This window comes from Coleofasciculus sp. A1-SPW-01, from assembly GCF_040217205.1.
Taxonomy (GTDB): domain Bacteria; phylum Cyanobacteriota; class Cyanobacteriia; order Cyanobacteriales; family Coleofasciculaceae; genus Coleofasciculus; species Coleofasciculus chthonoplastes_A.
Genome location: NZ_JAVJNP010000031.1, coordinates 12,072 through 27,355, shown reverse-complemented (window position 1 = coordinate 27,355; position 15,284 = coordinate 12,072). Strand labels below are relative to the sequence as shown.

21 protein-coding genes are annotated in these 15,284 nt (G+C 46.9%); 17 read left to right on the top strand and 4 right to left on the bottom strand.

Annotation, left to right across the window (positions count from 1 at the left end; genetic code table 11):
• The first annotated feature begins 266 nt into the window (after positions 1–266).
• Positions 267–1,247, top strand: coding sequence for a serine/threonine protein kinase (locus RH949_RS05655; RefSeq protein ID WP_446352175.1), 981 nt, complete (start codon positions 267–269; stop codon positions 1,245–1,247).
• Between the two features lie 457 nt (positions 1,248–1,704).
• On the opposite strand, the gene gyrA is transcribed toward RH949_RS05655, so the two are convergent.
• A complete protein-coding gene (gene gyrA / locus RH949_RS05650; protein ID WP_044206581.1) occupies positions 1,705–4,296 on the bottom strand; it encodes a DNA gyrase subunit A in 2,592 nt (863 codons plus the stop codon).
• Between the two features lie 446 nt (positions 4,297–4,742).
• On the opposite strand from gyrA, the gene RH949_RS05645 reads away from it, so the two are divergent.
• Complete coding sequence (locus tag RH949_RS05645) at positions 4,743–4,952, top strand: hypothetical protein (protein ID WP_044206585.1); 210 nt, start codon at positions 4,743–4,745, stop codon at positions 4,950–4,952.
• A 108-nt stretch (positions 4,953–5,060) separates the two neighbouring features.
• On the opposite strand, the gene RH949_RS05640 is transcribed toward RH949_RS05645, so the two are convergent.
• The gene (locus RH949_RS05640; RefSeq protein ID WP_006100492.1) at positions 5,061–5,690 is read right to left on the bottom strand and encodes a hypothetical protein; all 630 of its coding nucleotides are present in this window, start codon (positions 5,688–5,690) and stop codon (positions 5,061–5,063) included.
• 464 nt (positions 5,691–6,154) lie between these two features.
• On the opposite strand from RH949_RS05640, the gene RH949_RS05635 reads away from it, so the two are divergent.
• Entirely contained in the window at positions 6,155–6,310 is a 156-nt protein-coding gene (locus RH949_RS05635; RefSeq protein ID WP_446352174.1) for a hypothetical protein, read from the top strand.
• Positions 6,311–6,434: 124 nt separating this feature from the next.
• On the opposite strand, the gene RH949_RS05630 is transcribed toward RH949_RS05635, so the two are convergent.
• Complete coding sequence (locus RH949_RS05630; RefSeq protein WP_446352173.1) at positions 6,435–6,959, bottom strand: helix-turn-helix domain-containing protein; 525 nt, start codon at positions 6,957–6,959, stop codon at positions 6,435–6,437.
• Complete coding sequence (locus RH949_RS05625) at positions 6,956–7,402, bottom strand: DUF6932 family protein (protein WP_044206588.1); 447 nt, start codon at positions 7,400–7,402, stop codon at positions 6,956–6,958. The genes RH949_RS05630 and RH949_RS05625 overlap by 4 nt, the downstream gene beginning before the upstream one ends.
• A gap of 626 nt (positions 7,403–8,028) precedes the next feature.
• Between RH949_RS05625 and rplC the strand changes: the two genes are divergently transcribed.
• From rplC to rpsH, 14 genes are all read left to right on the top strand, one after another.
• Positions 8,029–8,664: a 50S ribosomal protein L3 gene (rplC, locus tag RH949_RS05620; protein WP_006100706.1), complete on the top strand. Its 636-nt coding sequence runs from the start codon at positions 8,029–8,031 to the stop codon at positions 8,662–8,664.
• 94 nt (positions 8,665–8,758) lie between these two features.
• On the top strand, positions 8,759–9,391 hold the full coding sequence (rplD, locus tag RH949_RS05615) for a 50S ribosomal protein L4 (RefSeq protein ID WP_044206591.1): 633 nt from the start codon (positions 8,759–8,761) through the stop codon (positions 9,389–9,391).
• Positions 9,384–9,689, top strand: a complete 306-nt coding sequence (locus RH949_RS05610; RefSeq protein ID WP_006100514.1) for a 50S ribosomal protein L23 — start codon at positions 9,384–9,386, stop codon at positions 9,687–9,689. The genes rplD and RH949_RS05610 overlap by 8 nt, the downstream gene beginning before the upstream one ends.
• Before the next feature lie 95 nt (positions 9,690–9,784).
• Positions 9,785–10,648, top strand: coding sequence for a 50S ribosomal protein L2 (rplB, locus tag RH949_RS05605; RefSeq protein WP_006100464.1), 864 nt, complete (start codon positions 9,785–9,787; stop codon positions 10,646–10,648).
• A gap of 40 nt (positions 10,649–10,688) precedes the next feature.
• Entirely contained in the window at positions 10,689–10,964 is a 276-nt protein-coding gene (gene rpsS, locus RH949_RS05600) for a 30S ribosomal protein S19 (RefSeq protein WP_006100735.1), read from the top strand.
• Positions 10,965–11,021: 57 nt separating this feature from the next.
• Entirely contained in the window at positions 11,022–11,384 is a 363-nt protein-coding gene (gene rplV / locus RH949_RS05595) for a 50S ribosomal protein L22 (protein ID WP_006100589.1), read from the top strand.
• Positions 11,385–11,449: 65 nt separating this feature from the next.
• On the top strand, positions 11,450–12,175 hold the full coding sequence (gene rpsC, locus RH949_RS05590; RefSeq protein ID WP_446352172.1) for a 30S ribosomal protein S3: 726 nt from the start codon (positions 11,450–11,452) through the stop codon (positions 12,173–12,175).
• A gap of 82 nt (positions 12,176–12,257) precedes the next feature.
• On the top strand, positions 12,258–12,671 hold the full coding sequence (rplP, locus tag RH949_RS05585; RefSeq protein ID WP_006100407.1) for a 50S ribosomal protein L16: 414 nt from the start codon (positions 12,258–12,260) through the stop codon (positions 12,669–12,671).
• 6 nt (positions 12,672–12,677) lie between these two features.
• A complete protein-coding gene (rpmC, locus tag RH949_RS05580; RefSeq protein WP_446352171.1) occupies positions 12,678–13,073 on the top strand; it encodes a 50S ribosomal protein L29 in 396 nt (131 codons plus the stop codon).
• Between the two features lie 6 nt (positions 13,074–13,079).
• A complete protein-coding gene (gene rpsQ, locus RH949_RS05575; RefSeq protein WP_044206595.1) occupies positions 13,080–13,328 on the top strand; it encodes a 30S ribosomal protein S17 in 249 nt (82 codons plus the stop codon).
• A 136-nt stretch (positions 13,329–13,464) separates the two neighbouring features.
• On the top strand, positions 13,465–13,833 hold the full coding sequence (gene rplN / locus RH949_RS05570; protein ID WP_006100476.1) for a 50S ribosomal protein L14: 369 nt from the start codon (positions 13,465–13,467) through the stop codon (positions 13,831–13,833).
• The gene (gene rplX, locus RH949_RS05565; RefSeq protein WP_446352170.1) at positions 13,833–14,183 is read left to right on the top strand and encodes a 50S ribosomal protein L24; all 351 of its coding nucleotides are present in this window, start codon (positions 13,833–13,835) and stop codon (positions 14,181–14,183) included. Before rplN ends, rplX begins: the two co-directional genes overlap by 1 nt.
• 109 nt (positions 14,184–14,292) lie before the next feature.
• Positions 14,293–14,838 carry a 50S ribosomal protein L5 gene (rplE, locus tag RH949_RS05560; RefSeq protein WP_006100399.1) on the top strand — a complete coding sequence of 182 codons (546 nt, stop codon included), beginning with the start codon at positions 14,293–14,295 and terminating at the stop codon, positions 14,836–14,838.
• A gap of 24 nt (positions 14,839–14,862) precedes the next feature.
• Positions 14,863–15,264 (top strand): 30S ribosomal protein S8, encoded by a 402-nt coding sequence (rpsH, locus tag RH949_RS05555; RefSeq protein WP_006100562.1) that lies wholly within the window; start codon positions 14,863–14,865, stop codon positions 15,262–15,264.
• The last annotated feature ends 20 nt before the right edge of the window (positions 15,265–15,284 follow it).

The window sequence follows — 15,284 nt, the reverse complement described above, 5'->3', positions numbered from 1 at the left end:
CGCTCCTTAAGCATTTAGGGAGTGCCAAAACCCTTTATCTATCGTAGGGTGGGTTTCGACTTCGCTCAACCCACCAGCATACCAGTCAGTGACATTCCGCCTAGATTCCTTGTTCTTTTTTCCTATTACATCATGCCTGACTAAGTCGGTTTGTGGAAAAAGCCCAAACTATATTAAGTTCTGTAAATAGTCCTCAAACCTTTACATAAGACATAAGACAAATTGCCCTTGTGTCAGAATAAGGTAACGTCTTGGATTTACAGGTAATGGCTTGGATAACGGGACAGACGTTACAAAATGGCAAGTACACGATACAACAGGAATTAGGACGAGGACGTTGTGCGATTACCTATCGGGTTCAGGATGATACCGGAAAGGATTTTGTTGTCAAAACCCTCAATCAGGATATTCTCAGTCAACTTCCGGATGTAGAACGAACCAGTATCGAGTCAAAGTTTTGTGATGAGGCGCTGAAGCTGGAACGTTGTAAACATCCTCATATTGTCCGAGTTTACCGCACGTTTCAAGAGGAGTCACTGTTTTGTATTTTGATGGAGTATATCGCCGGGATTAAACTTTCTGACTTGACGCTACCCATACCCCAACAGGAAGCTTTGGTTTATATCCAGCAGGTGGGTGAAGCGTTAATTGAGGTGCATCAACAGGGATTGCTGCATCGGGATGTGAAGCCAGAGAATATTATGGTACGCGCTGGAAAGCAGCAGGCGGTGCTGATTGATTTTGATTTAGCCGGAGAGTTTAATAATCCGTTAACTTCTCGTTGGAAAGATAAGCAATTCGCCCCGGTGGAGTTAAGTTCAACGAACCGAAAACAGGGGGCGTATACAGATGTTTATTCGTTAGCTGCAACATTATATGTTTTACTCACCGGGAAATTTCCCGCAACGGCGTTAGATCGTTTGGATGATATTGCTGAGTTAGTTGAACCGAAGACGCTAAAATTTGATATTTCTGAGCGGGTAAATCAGGCGATTGTCCAGGGTATGAAATTGGAATATGGCGATCGCCCGCAAACAATGGAGGAGTGGTTAGCGTTATTGGGTATCAGGCGGGGGATAAGGGTTCCTGGATTTCCGCAAACGAAGGCGGAATGGGTGAAGGTGGGGAAAATAGTGGGGGGAATTCTGGGAATAGCCGCCGCGATCGCAGGTATTATATCGATGACGGTTGATATTGGGGTTTGGTCTCCGGATTCTTCTTCTCCCTCACCAGAGGAAACCAACTGAAGGTAAGCCAGCCCTCATCCCCTAACCCCTTCTCCCATCATGGGAGAAGGGGAAACAATCACTCCCCGATGCTTCAAAATCACGTCTGTAACACCGCTTTCTTCTTCTCTTATCTTGCTCCCCTCTTTTCATGGTGAGAGAGTGGGATAAGGCGTGAAAGTGAAATAGAAATGGCTCAATTATAGTAAATTTACTTGTACCATTGAATGCCTTGAGCGGTCAATTGTAGGGGCGGGTTTAGGAAATAAAATCAGCCATTCAGAAATAACTGAACAACAAAACCCGCCCTATCTCACCGCTAACTGACAACTGCCTTAATTCAGCAGTCACCAGGGTAATTGGGACATCAAATACATTCAGAAATTAATCAAAGTCCCCCTTTTTAAGGGGGATTTAGGGGGATCTAAACGCTAGGATTGAAGTCAGATGAAAACTGTTGCCTGTTCCCTAATTGACGTTACAACGCTTCATCCAATGCTTCAGCTTCTTCCTCAGAACCCGATAAAGGAACTAACGCCACCGCTGCGATCGCATCCTCTTCATCTAAGCGCTGTACTCGTATCCCTGTCGCCATTCGGGATTGGGGGGAAATGGCATCCAAGGCTTGGCGAATAATAATCCCTCGCATTGTCACCATCATCAACTCATCCCCTTCATTCACCACCCGCAATGCAGCGAGTTTATCTTTCTTATGGCGGAACTTAATTGTCACTAATCCCATTCCTGCCCGATTTTGCAGCCGGAATTGAGACACTGGTACTCGCTTACCTAAACCGCCTGTGGTAACCACCAAAACCCAAGGTCCTTGACCGGCGGTTTCGTGAACTTCTTCCCCATTCACTTCATCGCTGGTATCGTCTTCTGTTTCCACCTCTTCACTGTTAGCTGTAGCAATCAGCCTCTCGACAACTTGAGCCGGGAGAATATCCATACTGATCAACTCATCCTTAGAGCGCAGTTTCATCGCCTTCACCCCTCGTGTCGCCCGACCTAGGGGACGCAGTTGATCGTGATCGGCTTTAAAATGAATTGCCATGCCCTGACTCGAACCAATGATAATACTATCTTCGGCTCGGCATAGACGCACCCAGCGCAGTTGATCGCCTTCACCCAAAGAAATGGCAATTAAACCATTTGCCCGGATATTACTAAAGGCATCCAACGCCGTTTTTTTGATATACCCTTTACGAGTTAACATCACCAAATAAACATCATCGGTGAACTCAGAAACAGGTACAACCGAGGTAATTTTTTCATCGTGGGGAATCGGAAGCATCTGCACGATGGGAACCCCTCTGGCGGTGCGAGATGCGGCGGGGATTTGGTAGGCGCGTAGGGAATAAACCACACCGCGATCGCTAAAAAATAGGAGGCTGTCATGATCACAGCAGGTGAGGAAATGCTCAACCCCGTCATCTTCCTTCATCCGGGCGGCGGCTTTGCCCCGTGTTGCCCGGGCTTGGGCGGCAAAGGAGTGAATCGGCATCCGTTTGATATACCCTTGTTCAGTGACTAAAATCACCGCTTTTTCATTGGCGATTAAGTCAATATCATCCAGTTCCCCTTCCACCTCTTGAATTGCAGTGCGACGGGGTGTATCGTGGGTGGTTTTAATCTGCAGCGCTTCGGTTTCGATAATTTCCAGAATCCGCGATCGATTTGCCAGAATGTCTTGCAGATCGGCAATGCGAACTTGTAACTCTTCGTGTTCCGCTTGAATTTTCTGGGCTTCTAATGCCGTTAAGCGTCGCAGTTGCATTTGCAAAATGGCATCAGCTTGGGGTTCAGACAGTCCGAATTGCTCGATTAATTGACTCTTGGCGGTGGCGGTATCATTAGCAGCGCGAATGACGGCAATTACCGCATCTAGGTTATCCAGGGCAATGAGTAACCCTTGCAATAGATGATCCCGTTCTTCCGCTTTGCGGAGTTCGTATTGGGTGCGCCGGGTAATTGTTTCAATGCGGAACTCCAGGAAGACTTCGAGGAACTGCTTGATTGTCAACAGTTGCGGTTCATTCCCGACTAATGCCAACATATTGGCACCAAAATTGCTTTGCAGGGGGGTTTGCTTATAAAGATTATTGAGAACTACACGGGGATAGGCATCCCGCTTCAGTTCAATCACCACCCGCATTCCCCGGCGATCGCTTTCGTCGCGAATATCGGAAATGCCTTCAATGCGCTTATCATTCACCATTTCGGCAATTTTTTCAATCAGTGCCGCCTTATTGGTTTGGTAGGGCAATTCGGTGACAATAATCGCTTCTTTATCGGGGCGTCCCCGGTGTTCAATGGTTTCAACTTGCGCTACACCCCGCATGGTGATGGAACCGCGTCCGGTAGTGTAGGCGTCTTTGATGCCGGATCTGCCCAGGATTTGACCGCCAGTGGGAAAGTCAGGGGCGGGAATATACTGCATCAATTCTTTTTCGGTGATTTCTGGGTTATGGATTAGGGCGACTAAGCCATCTACCAATTCCCCCAAATTATGGGGCGGGATATTGGTTGCCATACCAACGGCAATACCCGATGATCCATTCAGGAGTATCTGGGGAACCCGGGCGGGGAGAACGATGGGTTCTTGTTGTGATCCATCGAAGTTATCCAGAAAATCGACCGTTTCTGACTCAATGTCCCGGAGTAGGGAGTCTGTGGCTAAGGATTGCAAGCGGCATTCTGTGTAACGCATTGCCGCAGGTGGGTCATTATCCACCGACCCAAAGTTACCATGTCCGTTAATTAGGGGCGATCGCATGGAGAAATCTTGTGCCATGCGAACTAAGGCATCGTACACCGCTGTATCGCCGTGGGGATGATATTTACCCAAGACTTCACCCACAACACGGGCGCATTTACGGAACGGGCGATCGGGCGTGAGTCCCAGTTCATGCATCGCATAGAGAATCCGCCGATGTACAGGCTTGAGTCCATCCCTCGCATCGGGTAGCGCCCGACCCACGATGACGCTCATGGCATATTCTAGGTATGACCTAGACATTTCGCTGCGAAGATTTGTCGGGACAATCCGCTCTTGGGAGGTACTCATAGAACGAAAAACTCCATAAAAATTCAGGATTTAGGCAAAAAAAGCGCAAAAAGTGAGCTAAACCGCCATGTTTAACCCAAATAGTTGCTAAAATGTGCTACTTTCTTTTAAGATTTTAACACAACTTTACCCGGACTCGAAGTTAGGGAAAGCCTTATTGGGATAAGGGATAGGCGTGTTTTCTAGGGGTTGCGATCGCGTAGAGTCCAAATGAGCAGTTGCTCACTACTGACTTATGAGCGGTTTTGAGATAGTTTAGAGTTACGTTGCCGAGTGCCGTATAACGTATAGGGGGAACCCGTACACAAGCCAACCCGACAGAAACCGACAAATCTTGTCCACGAGGAATCGGGTTAAAGGTAACGGCTGATTGATAGTAGGCGATCGGTTAGGCTTTCCGCCTTGCTAAACGCCCTGTAATTACCCGAAACAAGGAAACACAAACCATGGAAGTAGCCATTGCAATAATCGCATTTTGCATCATTGCGACTCTGGTAATGCCGGGGCTGCTGTCTCGGAATCTGACAATTGCGTTACTTGGCTTTGCTGTCTTGTATCTAGTCAGACCGAATCTACTGACCACAGAACAAGCTCTGGCGATTATTGTTTTCGGTATTCTTTTTATGTTGGTTATCCCTGATCTGGGGAAAAAATAGTGAGTATTATCAACAGGATGGGTAGGGGCGCACGTCGGTGCGTCCCTAAATGTTTTCTATATAAATAAGCAAATTTTCAGTATCATTTTTTCGTAAGCATCATTCCTTTTAGTCGAGGTGAGCCTGGGGAGACGAATTTGTAGATACTCCAACCATCCAAATCAAACAACCTAAAATTTGGTCTACTGGAGGTAGAGCATAATCCATCAAATCTATAGTTACTGTTGACCCTTCTAATTTCAAAAAACGCCATTGAGTCCCGTTACTAACTGACCCGTAAATTGTCGAGATACTCACCTGATTAGCTTGATTAAACATTTGAGCAGCAACCATTTCTGCGATGCACTGTCCCAAGCCTTCATTCAGATTATCTCGTTTGGCTTCCCCCACCACAACCACTGGTGCTTCAATCTCCAATTGTTCTTGAGAACTACTAATCAAGTAATCAACATAGCCATTCAATCCTTTACTCATATCCACCGTAAAATCCCGACCCGAAAAAAGGCTGATCTGATTTCTAAAAATTCGTCTCACCTCTTGCAAAATGGGATAAATAATCCCCTCTGACTTAGCCTTTTCTGAGCCAACCGCAATAGCCCACGGCAAATCGGTCAACGCTTCTTGTAGCCTAGCACTAGGAGCTATAGGATCAATGGGTGGTAGAAACCGTCCTCCTTCAACAGTCGTTAAGTTAAACTCTTTTTTAGCTTTAGCTAAGGTGAAACTACTGTATGCCATCGATTAAATATACCGAATCAATAAACCTCATGATCTTTCTCCTATTGTACCCATACCTCTGCCATTTCCATTGACCGCCATGCTATACTGCTGCAATTTCTTCTATTAATTAGAGCTTATATGATTGTACATCACCAAGGGCGCAAGCCTTGCGCCCCTACATCTGACGTAACATCCCTAGGACTTAGACAAAGCCTCTATAATGATCTTGAGCGATTTGCCCAGAGTGATGATAGAGCAACTTTCCCAATCTGGTTCATCAATCAGTTCAAGTTCATCCAAAACAATTACATCCGATTCATATCCAGAATAACCATCTAAAGAATGGGCAATGATTCACCTCGTTTTAGATCTATCTTACTGCGATCGCTCTTGGCAATTCCTGGTGATAAGTCGGAATTGGTTTGGGTAGGGACGACTCAGCTTGCTAGGATAAATGAAATTATGCGATCACGATTATTCGAATGACCAGCGGTATTATCGACTCTGCACTATATGACAAGTTAGAAGCAATTGCTGACCAGACAAGTATTGAAATAGATGAGTGGTCTCGGCTAGAAATAGAACGCTTTTTAGCAAAGCATCCAGAAATTAAATATAGATACTTCAGTAAATATTAGAAGTAGCTATATCTCGATTATAAATTATATCTAAATTTTAATTAAAATAGTAACTTTTACATTACAATTATCCGCAAAATAAAAATTATATTTGCATAAGTAGCGATCGCACAATCTAATAATCTCAATTCGTACTGCTTTGCTCCCGATTTGTTGCCTGAGACTTTAGCAATTCTTCTTTAGTAATCGGAGTTCTTCTCAGCGTATCTAAAGGAATTAAAAACTCCCCGTTTTGAATTTTAATATCTAGGGCATCAATCACAAATCTGACATCCAGGAAACTGGCATCTTCGTAATCATTACCTTCATAGCGTTTGATTTGCTCTTCCGTAAGTCCAGCTAAGTTCGCTAGTTCTTGATGGCTGAGTTTAGCCGCCATACGCGCTTTAATTAAAACTTGCGGGAAATAGTCAAGATCGTCGAGATTCAGTACGATAGGGCTGTGGCGATCGTGGGATGTAAGCCTTTCATATTCAGCGATTTCTGCTTTTAATTTATCGAGATGAGATTGTAATGAACTTCTCATCAGCTCCCAGCCGTCAGGATCATTTGTTTTCCTGGCTTCATCCCTCTCTGTTGCGGCTATAGATTTTTCAAATTCTCCGATAAGCCCCTGAGTAACTGTATACTCTTTTTCATCTTTAATCATAATTTCCACCTCACTAAATCTATGGCAATAATCCCTTTTTTATTGTACTTTCTATCTTGCTGAAATAATTCAAAAGAATCCATTCCGTAATTGCCGATGGGTTGGTCGGATGGAAAGATTTCACCTCCATATTTAGCTTTCTGTCCAGCACGGTCATAATGATTCAGTAATCGAGGAGCATGAATTCTGAGATAGTCTATATCTACCTCTTCTCTATCCCAACAGGCATCGAAATCCCTTGGGTCTGCTTTGATGGTAACAAAGCTGCCATTGATATATATTGTCCGGCAACCTGCTGCTTTTAGCTGATCCATTGCCATTTGCAGTCCCCGTATTAAACGCAACCTAAGCGCATTGGTTCCAAATCGTTCTACAAATTCCTCCCATTCGCAAAAATGCACTCCTGGTGGTAGATTGCCGTTTTCGTCGAAGTCTGGAATCACTCCCTTACACCTGTTCCACAAATTAATTGTCCAGCTTTTGAGCGTACCATTTAAGGTGGAGGCTTAGACCAGGTGCATGGCGGGTTGGCGGGTTCCCCGGATTGTGAATGAGCGTGCGGCTTTCCAGGCGAGCTGACTCGGATGCATAAAATTGTCGCCAATTTCCTAGACAAAGTTAGGGAATTATTCTATACTGAGCAATTGTGACCAAATTGCTAGGTTGCGCGATCGCGACTTACTCGATCGCAACTTAGGTTAACAGAAGCTGTGGTCTTGGATTTATCCAGTCAAACTACCAAGTTGAGGTATGCTAGTTCTACAGTGGAACTAGAGTGAACTCAGATCAAAAAGCCAGATAGCTCTTGTAGTAGCAGCTTTTGACCTTTGGCACTTGCACTGCGCCTCGTGGGGATACTGAGGAGATAACTCTTTAAGTCCCAGCGTTCCAAGGCGACGCGGTTAGTCAGTAACTAACCCAAATTTCCACAACTAACCAGGCAAGAATTACCCTCAATCGAGGAAATCCCTGTCGATTAGTCAGGAAGATAACCTGCTGAGGTAGAGCGGATTCACTTGTGAATCAACGCCAAATTTGCCTCGCTGTACCGTCTAGAAAGGAGAAGCCAGTGTCTGTCGGTATCCTCGGCACGAAACTCGGCATGACCCAAGTCTTTGACGAGGAAGGACGCGCCCTTCCTGTCACAGTCGTTCAAGCGGGTCCTTGTCGGGTGACTCAAATCAAAACCAAGCAAACGGATGGCTACAGTGCTGTGCAACTGGGCTATCACGAAGTTAAGGAAAAGGCAGTCAATAAGCCAGAAAAGGGGCATTTAGCCAAATCTGAGGCTCCCCCTTTACGTCACCTGCGCGAATATCGCCTAGATAACACTGACGAATTCCAACTCGGTCAAGTTATTAATGCGGAGATATTTAGTGCGGGTCAACTAGTTGATGTCTCTGGAAATACCATCGGTCGCGGCTTTGCTGGCTATCAAAAACGCCATAACTTTAAGCGCGGACCTATGGCGCATGGTTCAAAAAACCACCGCTTACCCGGTTCCACTGGTGCTGGAACAACGCCCGGTCGTACCTTCCCAGGGAAGAAAATGGCGGGTCGTTATGGTGGTAAACGTCAGACCATTCGCAAACTACAGGTGGTGCGCGTAGACACAGAGCGAAACCTACTGATTATTAAAGGGGCAGTTCCCGGTAAGCCAGGAGCGCTTTTAAATATTGCACCCACGAATAAAGTCGGGCGATAGTCATGGATTGTTGATTGTTGATTGTTCATTATTCATTGTTTATGCCCACCGATGAATCATGAACAACCAGAATAAAGACTAAGGACTAAAAACTATGGTCGATTGTATAGTGCGAAACTGGCAAGGGGAAGAAGTGGGACAGGCAACCCTAGAGCTGAAAGTCGCCAAAGAAGATAGTGCGTCTCACATTGTTCATCGAGCATTAGTTAGACAAATGACCAATGCTCGTCAAGGAACCGCATCCACAAAAACCCGCGCCGAAGTTAGAGGCGGCGGACGGAAACCGTGGCGGCAAAAAGGAACGGGTCGCGCTCGGGCTGGCTCAAACCGCTCACCCTTGTGGCGAGGTGGGGGCATTATCTTTGGTCCCAAGCCCAGAGACTATAACCTGAAGATGAACCGCAAAGAGCGGCGCTTGGCATTGCGAACAGCATTGCAGGGTCGAGCTGAGGATATGATTGTCGTCGAAGAGTTTGCCGATCAACTGCCCCGTCCTAAAACCAAAGACTTGATGGACGCGATCGCGCGTTGGGGAATTGATCCCAAGCAAAAAGTCCTTTTGATTTTACCGCAACCCGCACAGCAGGTTTATTTGTCAGCGCGTAATGTGCCAAGCATCAAGCTAATCTATGCGGATAGCTTAAATGTCTACGATGTATTGAACGCTGACAAAATTGTCACCACCAATACAGCCCTTGCCAAAATTCAGGAGGTTTACAGTGACTAAATCAACTAACCCCCGCGACCTGGCAGATATGGTGCTGCGCCCAATTGTGACTGAAAAAGCCACGTTGCTTTTAGAAGATAATAAATATGTCTTTGATGTGGTTCCCAAAGCCACTAAACCTGAAATCAAAGCGGCAATAGAAAGCCTTTTTGATGTCAAAGTTACGGGTGTAAATACCTTAATGCCACCTCGCAGAAAGCGTCGCGTCGGCAGATTTATCGGGTACAAGCCCCAGTATAAACGGGCAATTGTCACCTTAGCGCCTGAAGACTCAATTACGCTGTTCCCAGACGTATAAAACAATGGTGAGTGTTGAATGTGTCGGGGGCAACTAAACCCGCCCCGACCGAGTTTTCAGGGACAAATGACAAATGACAAATAAAGGATAGTTTTATGGGAACTCGTAGTTATAGACCCTATACCCCTAGTACCCGTCAGGTTACGCTCTCAGACTTTGCGGAGATTACCCGCGATGAACCAGAAAAATCGCTAACGAAATCTAATCACCGTCCCAAGGGTCGCAATAATCGGGGGGTGATTACCAGTCGGCGTCGAGGAGGTGGACACAAGCGCCTCTACCGGATCATCGACTTTCACCGGAACAAGCACAATATTCCGGCTAAAGTAGCATCCATTGAATATGACCCTAACCGGAACGCCCGGATTGCCCTGCTTTACTATCAGGATGGCGAAAAACGCTATATTTTACATCCGGCTGGTTTAGAAGTAGGCGCATCTGTGATTTCTGGACCCGATGCTCCGATTGAGGTGGGTAATGCTTTACCTCTGAGCAATATCCCTCTAGGAACCAGCGTGCATAACGTAGAACTGATACCCGGAAAAGGCGGTCAAATCGTCCGTGCGGCTGGAGTAAGTGCCCAAGTCGTTGCCAAAGAAGGAAAGTATGTCACGCTGAAGCTACCCTCGACGGAAGTTCGCATGGTGCAGCGAAATTGCTATGCCACGATTGGACAGGTGGGGAATAGTGATGCTCGTAACCTCAGTTTAGGGAAAGCCGGTCGTAGCCGTCGCTTAGGACGCCGTCCTAAAGTCAGAGGAAGCGTCATGAACCCGGTTGATCACCCGCATGGTGGTGGTGAAGGCAGAGCGCCTATTGGTCGCTCAGGTCCAGTCACACCATGGGGTAAACCTACTTTGGGTGCTAAAACTCGGAAGCCGAAAAAACAAAGCACGGCTTTAGTTGTCCGCCGTCGGCGCAAATCCTCGAAGCGAGGACGAGGTGGGCGTCAAGCTTAACGCTTGCATCCAATCACTGACCATTTACCATATTGAGATTATGGGTCGTTCATTAAAAAAAGGTCCATTTATTGCCGACAGTCTTCTGAGTAAGATTGAAGCCTTGAATACTAAAGGCGAAAAGCAGGTAATTAAAACCTGGTCACGCGCCTCAACCATTCTGCCGCAAATGGTGGGTCATACCATCGCCGTTCATAATGGCAGAACCCATGTGCCGATTTTTATCAATGAGCAGATGGTGGGGCATAAACTGGGCGAATTTGCCCCAACTCGTACCTTTCGCGGTCATTCTAAAAGCGATCGCCGGGCGCGTTAATCGACGCGGAGTTGGCAGCTTTTATCTCGCTCTTCCCCATTAGAGATCACAAAAACTATGGCGACGATAGATACGACAGTAGAAACCAAAGCGATCGCACGTTACATTCGCATGTCCCCCTTTAAAGTCAGGCGGGTTCTTGATCAGATTCGCGGACGTTCCTACCGCGAAGCCCTGATTATTCTAGAATTTATGCCGTACCGGGCGTGCGAACCCGTGCTGAAAGTCCTACGATCCGCCGTGGCAAATGCCGAACATAATGCGGGTTTAGATCCAACAAACTTGGTGATTAGCCATGCTTCTGCTGATATGGGACCCAGCTTTAGGCGCTATCGCCCCAGAGCCCAAGGTCGAGCTTATCAGATTCGCAAGCCAACCTGTCATATAACGGTGGCGGTTTCACCCCAAGTTGAGGACTAGTTAATCGTCATAAATTAAATGATGCACGATTGACAACGGATAAACAAAAAGTAAAGGAAGGATTCGTGGGACAAAAAATTCATCCAATTGGTTTTCGCTTAGGTGTCACTCAAGAGCATCGCTCCCGTTGGTTTGCTGATACCAAGCGTTACCCAGAAGTCCTGCAAGAGGACTACATCATCCGACAATATGTCGAAAAAAACCTGAGTAACGCCGGAATTTCGATGATCCGGATCGAACGCAAAGCCGATCAAATTGATTTAGAAGTTCATACAGCCCGACCCGGTGTCGTGGTTGGTCGGGGCGGTAGTGGCATTGAATCCTTGCGTACAGGTCTACAAGACCTTTTGGGGAGCAATCGTCAAATTCGCATCAATGTCATTGAAGTCGCTCGGGTGGATGCCGATGCGGAGCTAATTGCGGAGTATATTGCCCAACAGCTCGAACGCCGCGTGTCCTTCCGTCGAGTTGTTCGTCAAGCGATTCAACGGGCGCAGCGGGCAGATGTCCAAGGCATCAAAGTGCAAGTGAGTGGTCGCCTGAATGGGGCGGAAATTGCGCGAACGGAGTGGACTCGTGAAGGTCGAGTTCCCCTGCATACCCTGCGGGCGGATATTGATTATTCCTACCGTACCGCTAGCACTACCTATGGGATTCTCGGCGTGAAAGTTTGGATCTTCAAAGGCGAAATTATTCCGTCTACCGAAGATGTCGCCCCGCCGCCCACCGCTCAACCCCGTCGCCGTCAACAACGGCGTCGCCAGCAATTTGAAGATCGTTCCAATGAATAGTCTTTTGTCTTTTGTCCTGAAGCAGGTGACAACAGACAAAGGAGAAACAATCACGACTAACTGATAACGGACAAAAATCACTATGTTAAGTCCTAAACGTACAAAATTCCGCAAACAGCATCGCGGGCGGATGAGAGGTCAAGCGACGCGCGGCAACTCCCTCAATTTTGGGGACTTTGGCTTGCAAGCGATTGAACCGTCTTGGATTACGGCGCGTCAAATTGAAGCAGGTCGTCGAGCCATGACTCGCTATATTCGCCGGGGCGGAAAAATCTGGATTCGCGTGTTTCCAGATAAACCTGTGACCATGCGTCCGGCGGAAACTCGTATGGGTTCCGGGAAAGGGTCACCTGAATATTGGGTAGCTGTGGTTAAACCCGGTCGAATTCTCTATGAAATCGCTGGTGTTCCCGAACCCCTTGCCCGCGAAGCCATGCGTCTAGCGGCTAACAAATTTCCCATTAAAACAAAGTTCGTTACTCGTGAAGGGGAATAAGTATTTATGCCTTTGCCCAAAATAGACGACGCCAGAACCTTAAGCGATCAAGAGTTAGCGGATGAAATTTTAGCTGCCAAGCGTGAGCTATTTGAACTGCGGTTGCAACAAGCCACCCGCCGTTTGGAAAAACCCCATCAGTTTAAGCATCTCAAACATCGCATTTCTCAGATGATGACTGTCGCGCGAGAGCGGCAATTGGCAGCAGTGTCTGAAGAGACAACCCCACAAACGGTGAGTGATTCAGCCGATGCCGCGACAACGGCTACAGCCACGACTCAACCCCCTCAAGCCGAGGTAAAAGAGTCGGTTCAAGCCGATGAGCAAGAGTCAGTGAGTGAACCCGATGCGACTGAAGTCACCCCTGAATCCTCACCATCTGAGGCAAAAGAAGAGGAGTAAATCACGATGGCAGTAAAAGAACGAGTTGGTTTGGTTGTGAGCAACAAAATGGATAAAACTGTAGTTGTTGCTGTCGAAAACCGATCGCCCCACCCGAAGTACGGCAAAATTGTTGTCAATACCAAGCGATACAAGGCACACGATGAAGAAAATCGCTGCCAAGAAGGCGATCGCGTCCGCATTCAAGAAACCCGACCTCTCAGTCGCACGAAACGCTGGCAGGTTACGGATATTCTCAATAGTGCCTCAATTTAATTAAGGCGTCTTGACCCTTCGCCACCCTCGAAGGAACTTGGTTTTGGGAAATGGTCACGAATCGGTGAGAAACGATCGTGAAATCCACTCAGACTTGCCTCACAACTCATAACTCTGAATCAAGAGTACAAATCAGATGATTCAACAACAAACCTATTTAAATGTGGCTGACAATAGCGGTGCGCGTAAAGTAATGTGCATTCGCGTCGTCGGTTCCGGAAATCGACGTTACGGTAGTGTGGGTGACGTGATTATTGCTGTGGTTAAGGATGCGATTCCTAACATGGCAATTAAAAAGTCCGATGTGGTTCGGGCTGTTATTGTCCGCACTCGTAAAGGATTGCGCCGGGAAAGCGGCATGAGTATTCGTTTTGACGATAATGCGGCTGTGATTATTAACCCGGAAGGTAATCCCAGAGGAACTCGTGTATTTGGTCCAGTAGCGCGAGAACTACGGGAAAGAAATTACACGAAAATTGTGTCCTTAGCGCCGGAGGTACTCTGATGGCTAAAAAGACAGAAAATGCGCCACCGCGTTACAAAATGCACGTTAAAAAAGGCGACACGGTGCAAGTGATTAGTGGTCACGATAAAGGTAAGGTCGGAGAAATTCTGCAAACCTTACCGAAAGACAGTAAGGTTGTCGTCAAAGGCGTGAACATTAAAACCAAACACGTTAAGCCTCAGCAAGAAGGGGAAACAGGTCAAATTGCTACCATTGAATCCCCGATTCACAGTTCCAATGTCATGCTGTATTCGGAAAAGCAAAAAGTGGCAAGTCGTATCAGTTACACCTTGACTGAAGAGGGACGCAAGGTACGAATGCTGAAGAAAACGGGTGAAATCATCGACTAAATATCTTCGCCAAGTCCTTGGATTCATCCCAAAGGACGAATGACAACGGACATAAGACAAAGGACATAAGACACCCCCTGACAAAGCCCAGGGAAAAAGGATAACCATCATGTCTGACCGATTGAAAACACTCTATCAAGACACAATTGTTCCCAAACTTAAAGAACAGTTTGGGTATACAAACATCCATCAAGTCCCGCGTGTGACCAAAATCACCGTCAACCGGGGATTAGGAGAAGCATCTCAAAATGCTAAAGCCCTGGAATCCTCATTGAGTGAACTGGCGATCATTACCGGTCAAAAACCTGTGGTCACCCGTGCCAAAAAAGCGATCGCGGGATTTAAAATCCGTGAAGGAATGCCCGTGGGGGTCATGGTGACCCTGCGTTCAAAACGGATGTACTCGTTCTTGGATCGCCTAATTAGCTTAGCCCTGCCGCGAATTCGTGACTTTCGCGGGATCAGCCCTCGCAGTTTCGACGGTCGCGGTAACTACACCTTAGGCATCCGAGAACAACTGATTTTCCCGGAAATAGACTACGACAGTATCGATCAAATTCGTGGCATGGATATCTCAATTATCACCACCGCAAACACCGATGAAGAGGGTCGCGCTTTACTCAAAGAGATGGGAATGCCTTTCCGGGAGAAATAAGCCTGTAAGAATAGGAAGGAACTAATGGCGGCAAACGATACAATTGCAGATATGCTGACCCGCATTCGGAATGCGTGCTTGGTGCGGCATCAAACAACAAATGTCCCAGCAACAAAAATGACCCGTGCAATTGCCCAGGTCTTGAGAGAGGAAGGTTTTATTGCCGAGTTTGAAGAAGCTGGGGAAGGCATCAAAAAATACTTAGTTATTTCTTTGAAATACAAAGGAAAAACTCGTCAACCCATTATCCGAGCGCTGAAACGGGTGAGTAAACCCGGTCTCAGAGTTTACAAAAATCGCAAGGAATTACCGCGAGTTTTGGGTGGTATTGGTATTGCGATTATTTCCACGTCCAGTGGCATCATGACTGACCGGGAAGCCCGACGACAAGGAATCGGTGGTGAAGTGCTGTGTTACATCTGGTAGCACGGCTCAAATCAGCACTT

What these genes read in the sequence shown, in the direction of transcription:
- rplX (WP_446352170.1), top strand. Translation starts at nt 13,833, where the DNA reads ATGGCTAAAAAGACAGAAAATGCGCCACCGCGTTACAAAATGCACGTT.
- RH949_RS05655 (WP_446352175.1), top strand. Translation starts at nt 267, where the DNA reads ATGGCTTGGATAACGGGACAGACGTTACAAAATGGCAAGTACACGATA.
- RH949_RS05645 (WP_044206585.1), top strand. Translation starts at nt 4,743, where the DNA reads ATGGAAGTAGCCATTGCAATAATCGCATTTTGCATCATTGCGACTCTG.
- rpsS (WP_006100735.1), top strand. Translation starts at nt 10,689, where the DNA reads ATGGGTCGTTCATTAAAAAAAGGTCCATTTATTGCCGACAGTCTTCTG.
- rplV (WP_006100589.1), top strand. Translation starts at nt 11,022, where the DNA reads ATGGCGACGATAGATACGACAGTAGAAACCAAAGCGATCGCACGTTAC.
- rplD (WP_044206591.1), top strand. Translation starts at nt 8,759, where the DNA reads ATGGTCGATTGTATAGTGCGAAACTGGCAAGGGGAAGAAGTGGGACAG.
- RH949_RS05635 (WP_446352174.1), top strand. Translation starts at nt 6,155, where the DNA reads ATGACCAGCGGTATTATCGACTCTGCACTATATGACAAGTTAGAAGCA.
- RH949_RS05630 (WP_446352173.1), bottom strand. Translation starts at nt 6,959, where the DNA reads ATGATTAAAGATGAAAAAGAGTATACAGTTACTCAGGGGCTTATCGGA.
- rplB (WP_006100464.1), top strand. Translation starts at nt 9,785, where the DNA reads ATGGGAACTCGTAGTTATAGACCCTATACCCCTAGTACCCGTCAGGTT.
- rplN (WP_006100476.1), top strand. Translation starts at nt 13,465, where the DNA reads ATGATTCAACAACAAACCTATTTAAATGTGGCTGACAATAGCGGTGCG.
- rplP (WP_006100407.1), top strand. Translation starts at nt 12,258, where the DNA reads ATGTTAAGTCCTAAACGTACAAAATTCCGCAAACAGCATCGCGGGCGG.
- rpsQ (WP_044206595.1), top strand. Translation starts at nt 13,080, where the DNA reads ATGGCAGTAAAAGAACGAGTTGGTTTGGTTGTGAGCAACAAAATGGAT.
- rpsH (WP_006100562.1), top strand. Translation starts at nt 14,863, where the DNA reads ATGGCGGCAAACGATACAATTGCAGATATGCTGACCCGCATTCGGAAT.
- rpmC (WP_446352171.1), top strand. Translation starts at nt 12,678, where the DNA reads ATGCCTTTGCCCAAAATAGACGACGCCAGAACCTTAAGCGATCAAGAG.
- RH949_RS05640 (WP_006100492.1), bottom strand. Translation starts at nt 5,690, where the DNA reads ATGGCATACAGTAGTTTCACCTTAGCTAAAGCTAAAAAAGAGTTTAAC.
- rplE (WP_006100399.1), top strand. Translation starts at nt 14,293, where the DNA reads ATGTCTGACCGATTGAAAACACTCTATCAAGACACAATTGTTCCCAAA.
- gyrA (WP_044206581.1), bottom strand. Translation starts at nt 4,296, where the DNA reads ATGAGTACCTCCCAAGAGCGGATTGTCCCGACAAATCTTCGCAGCGAA.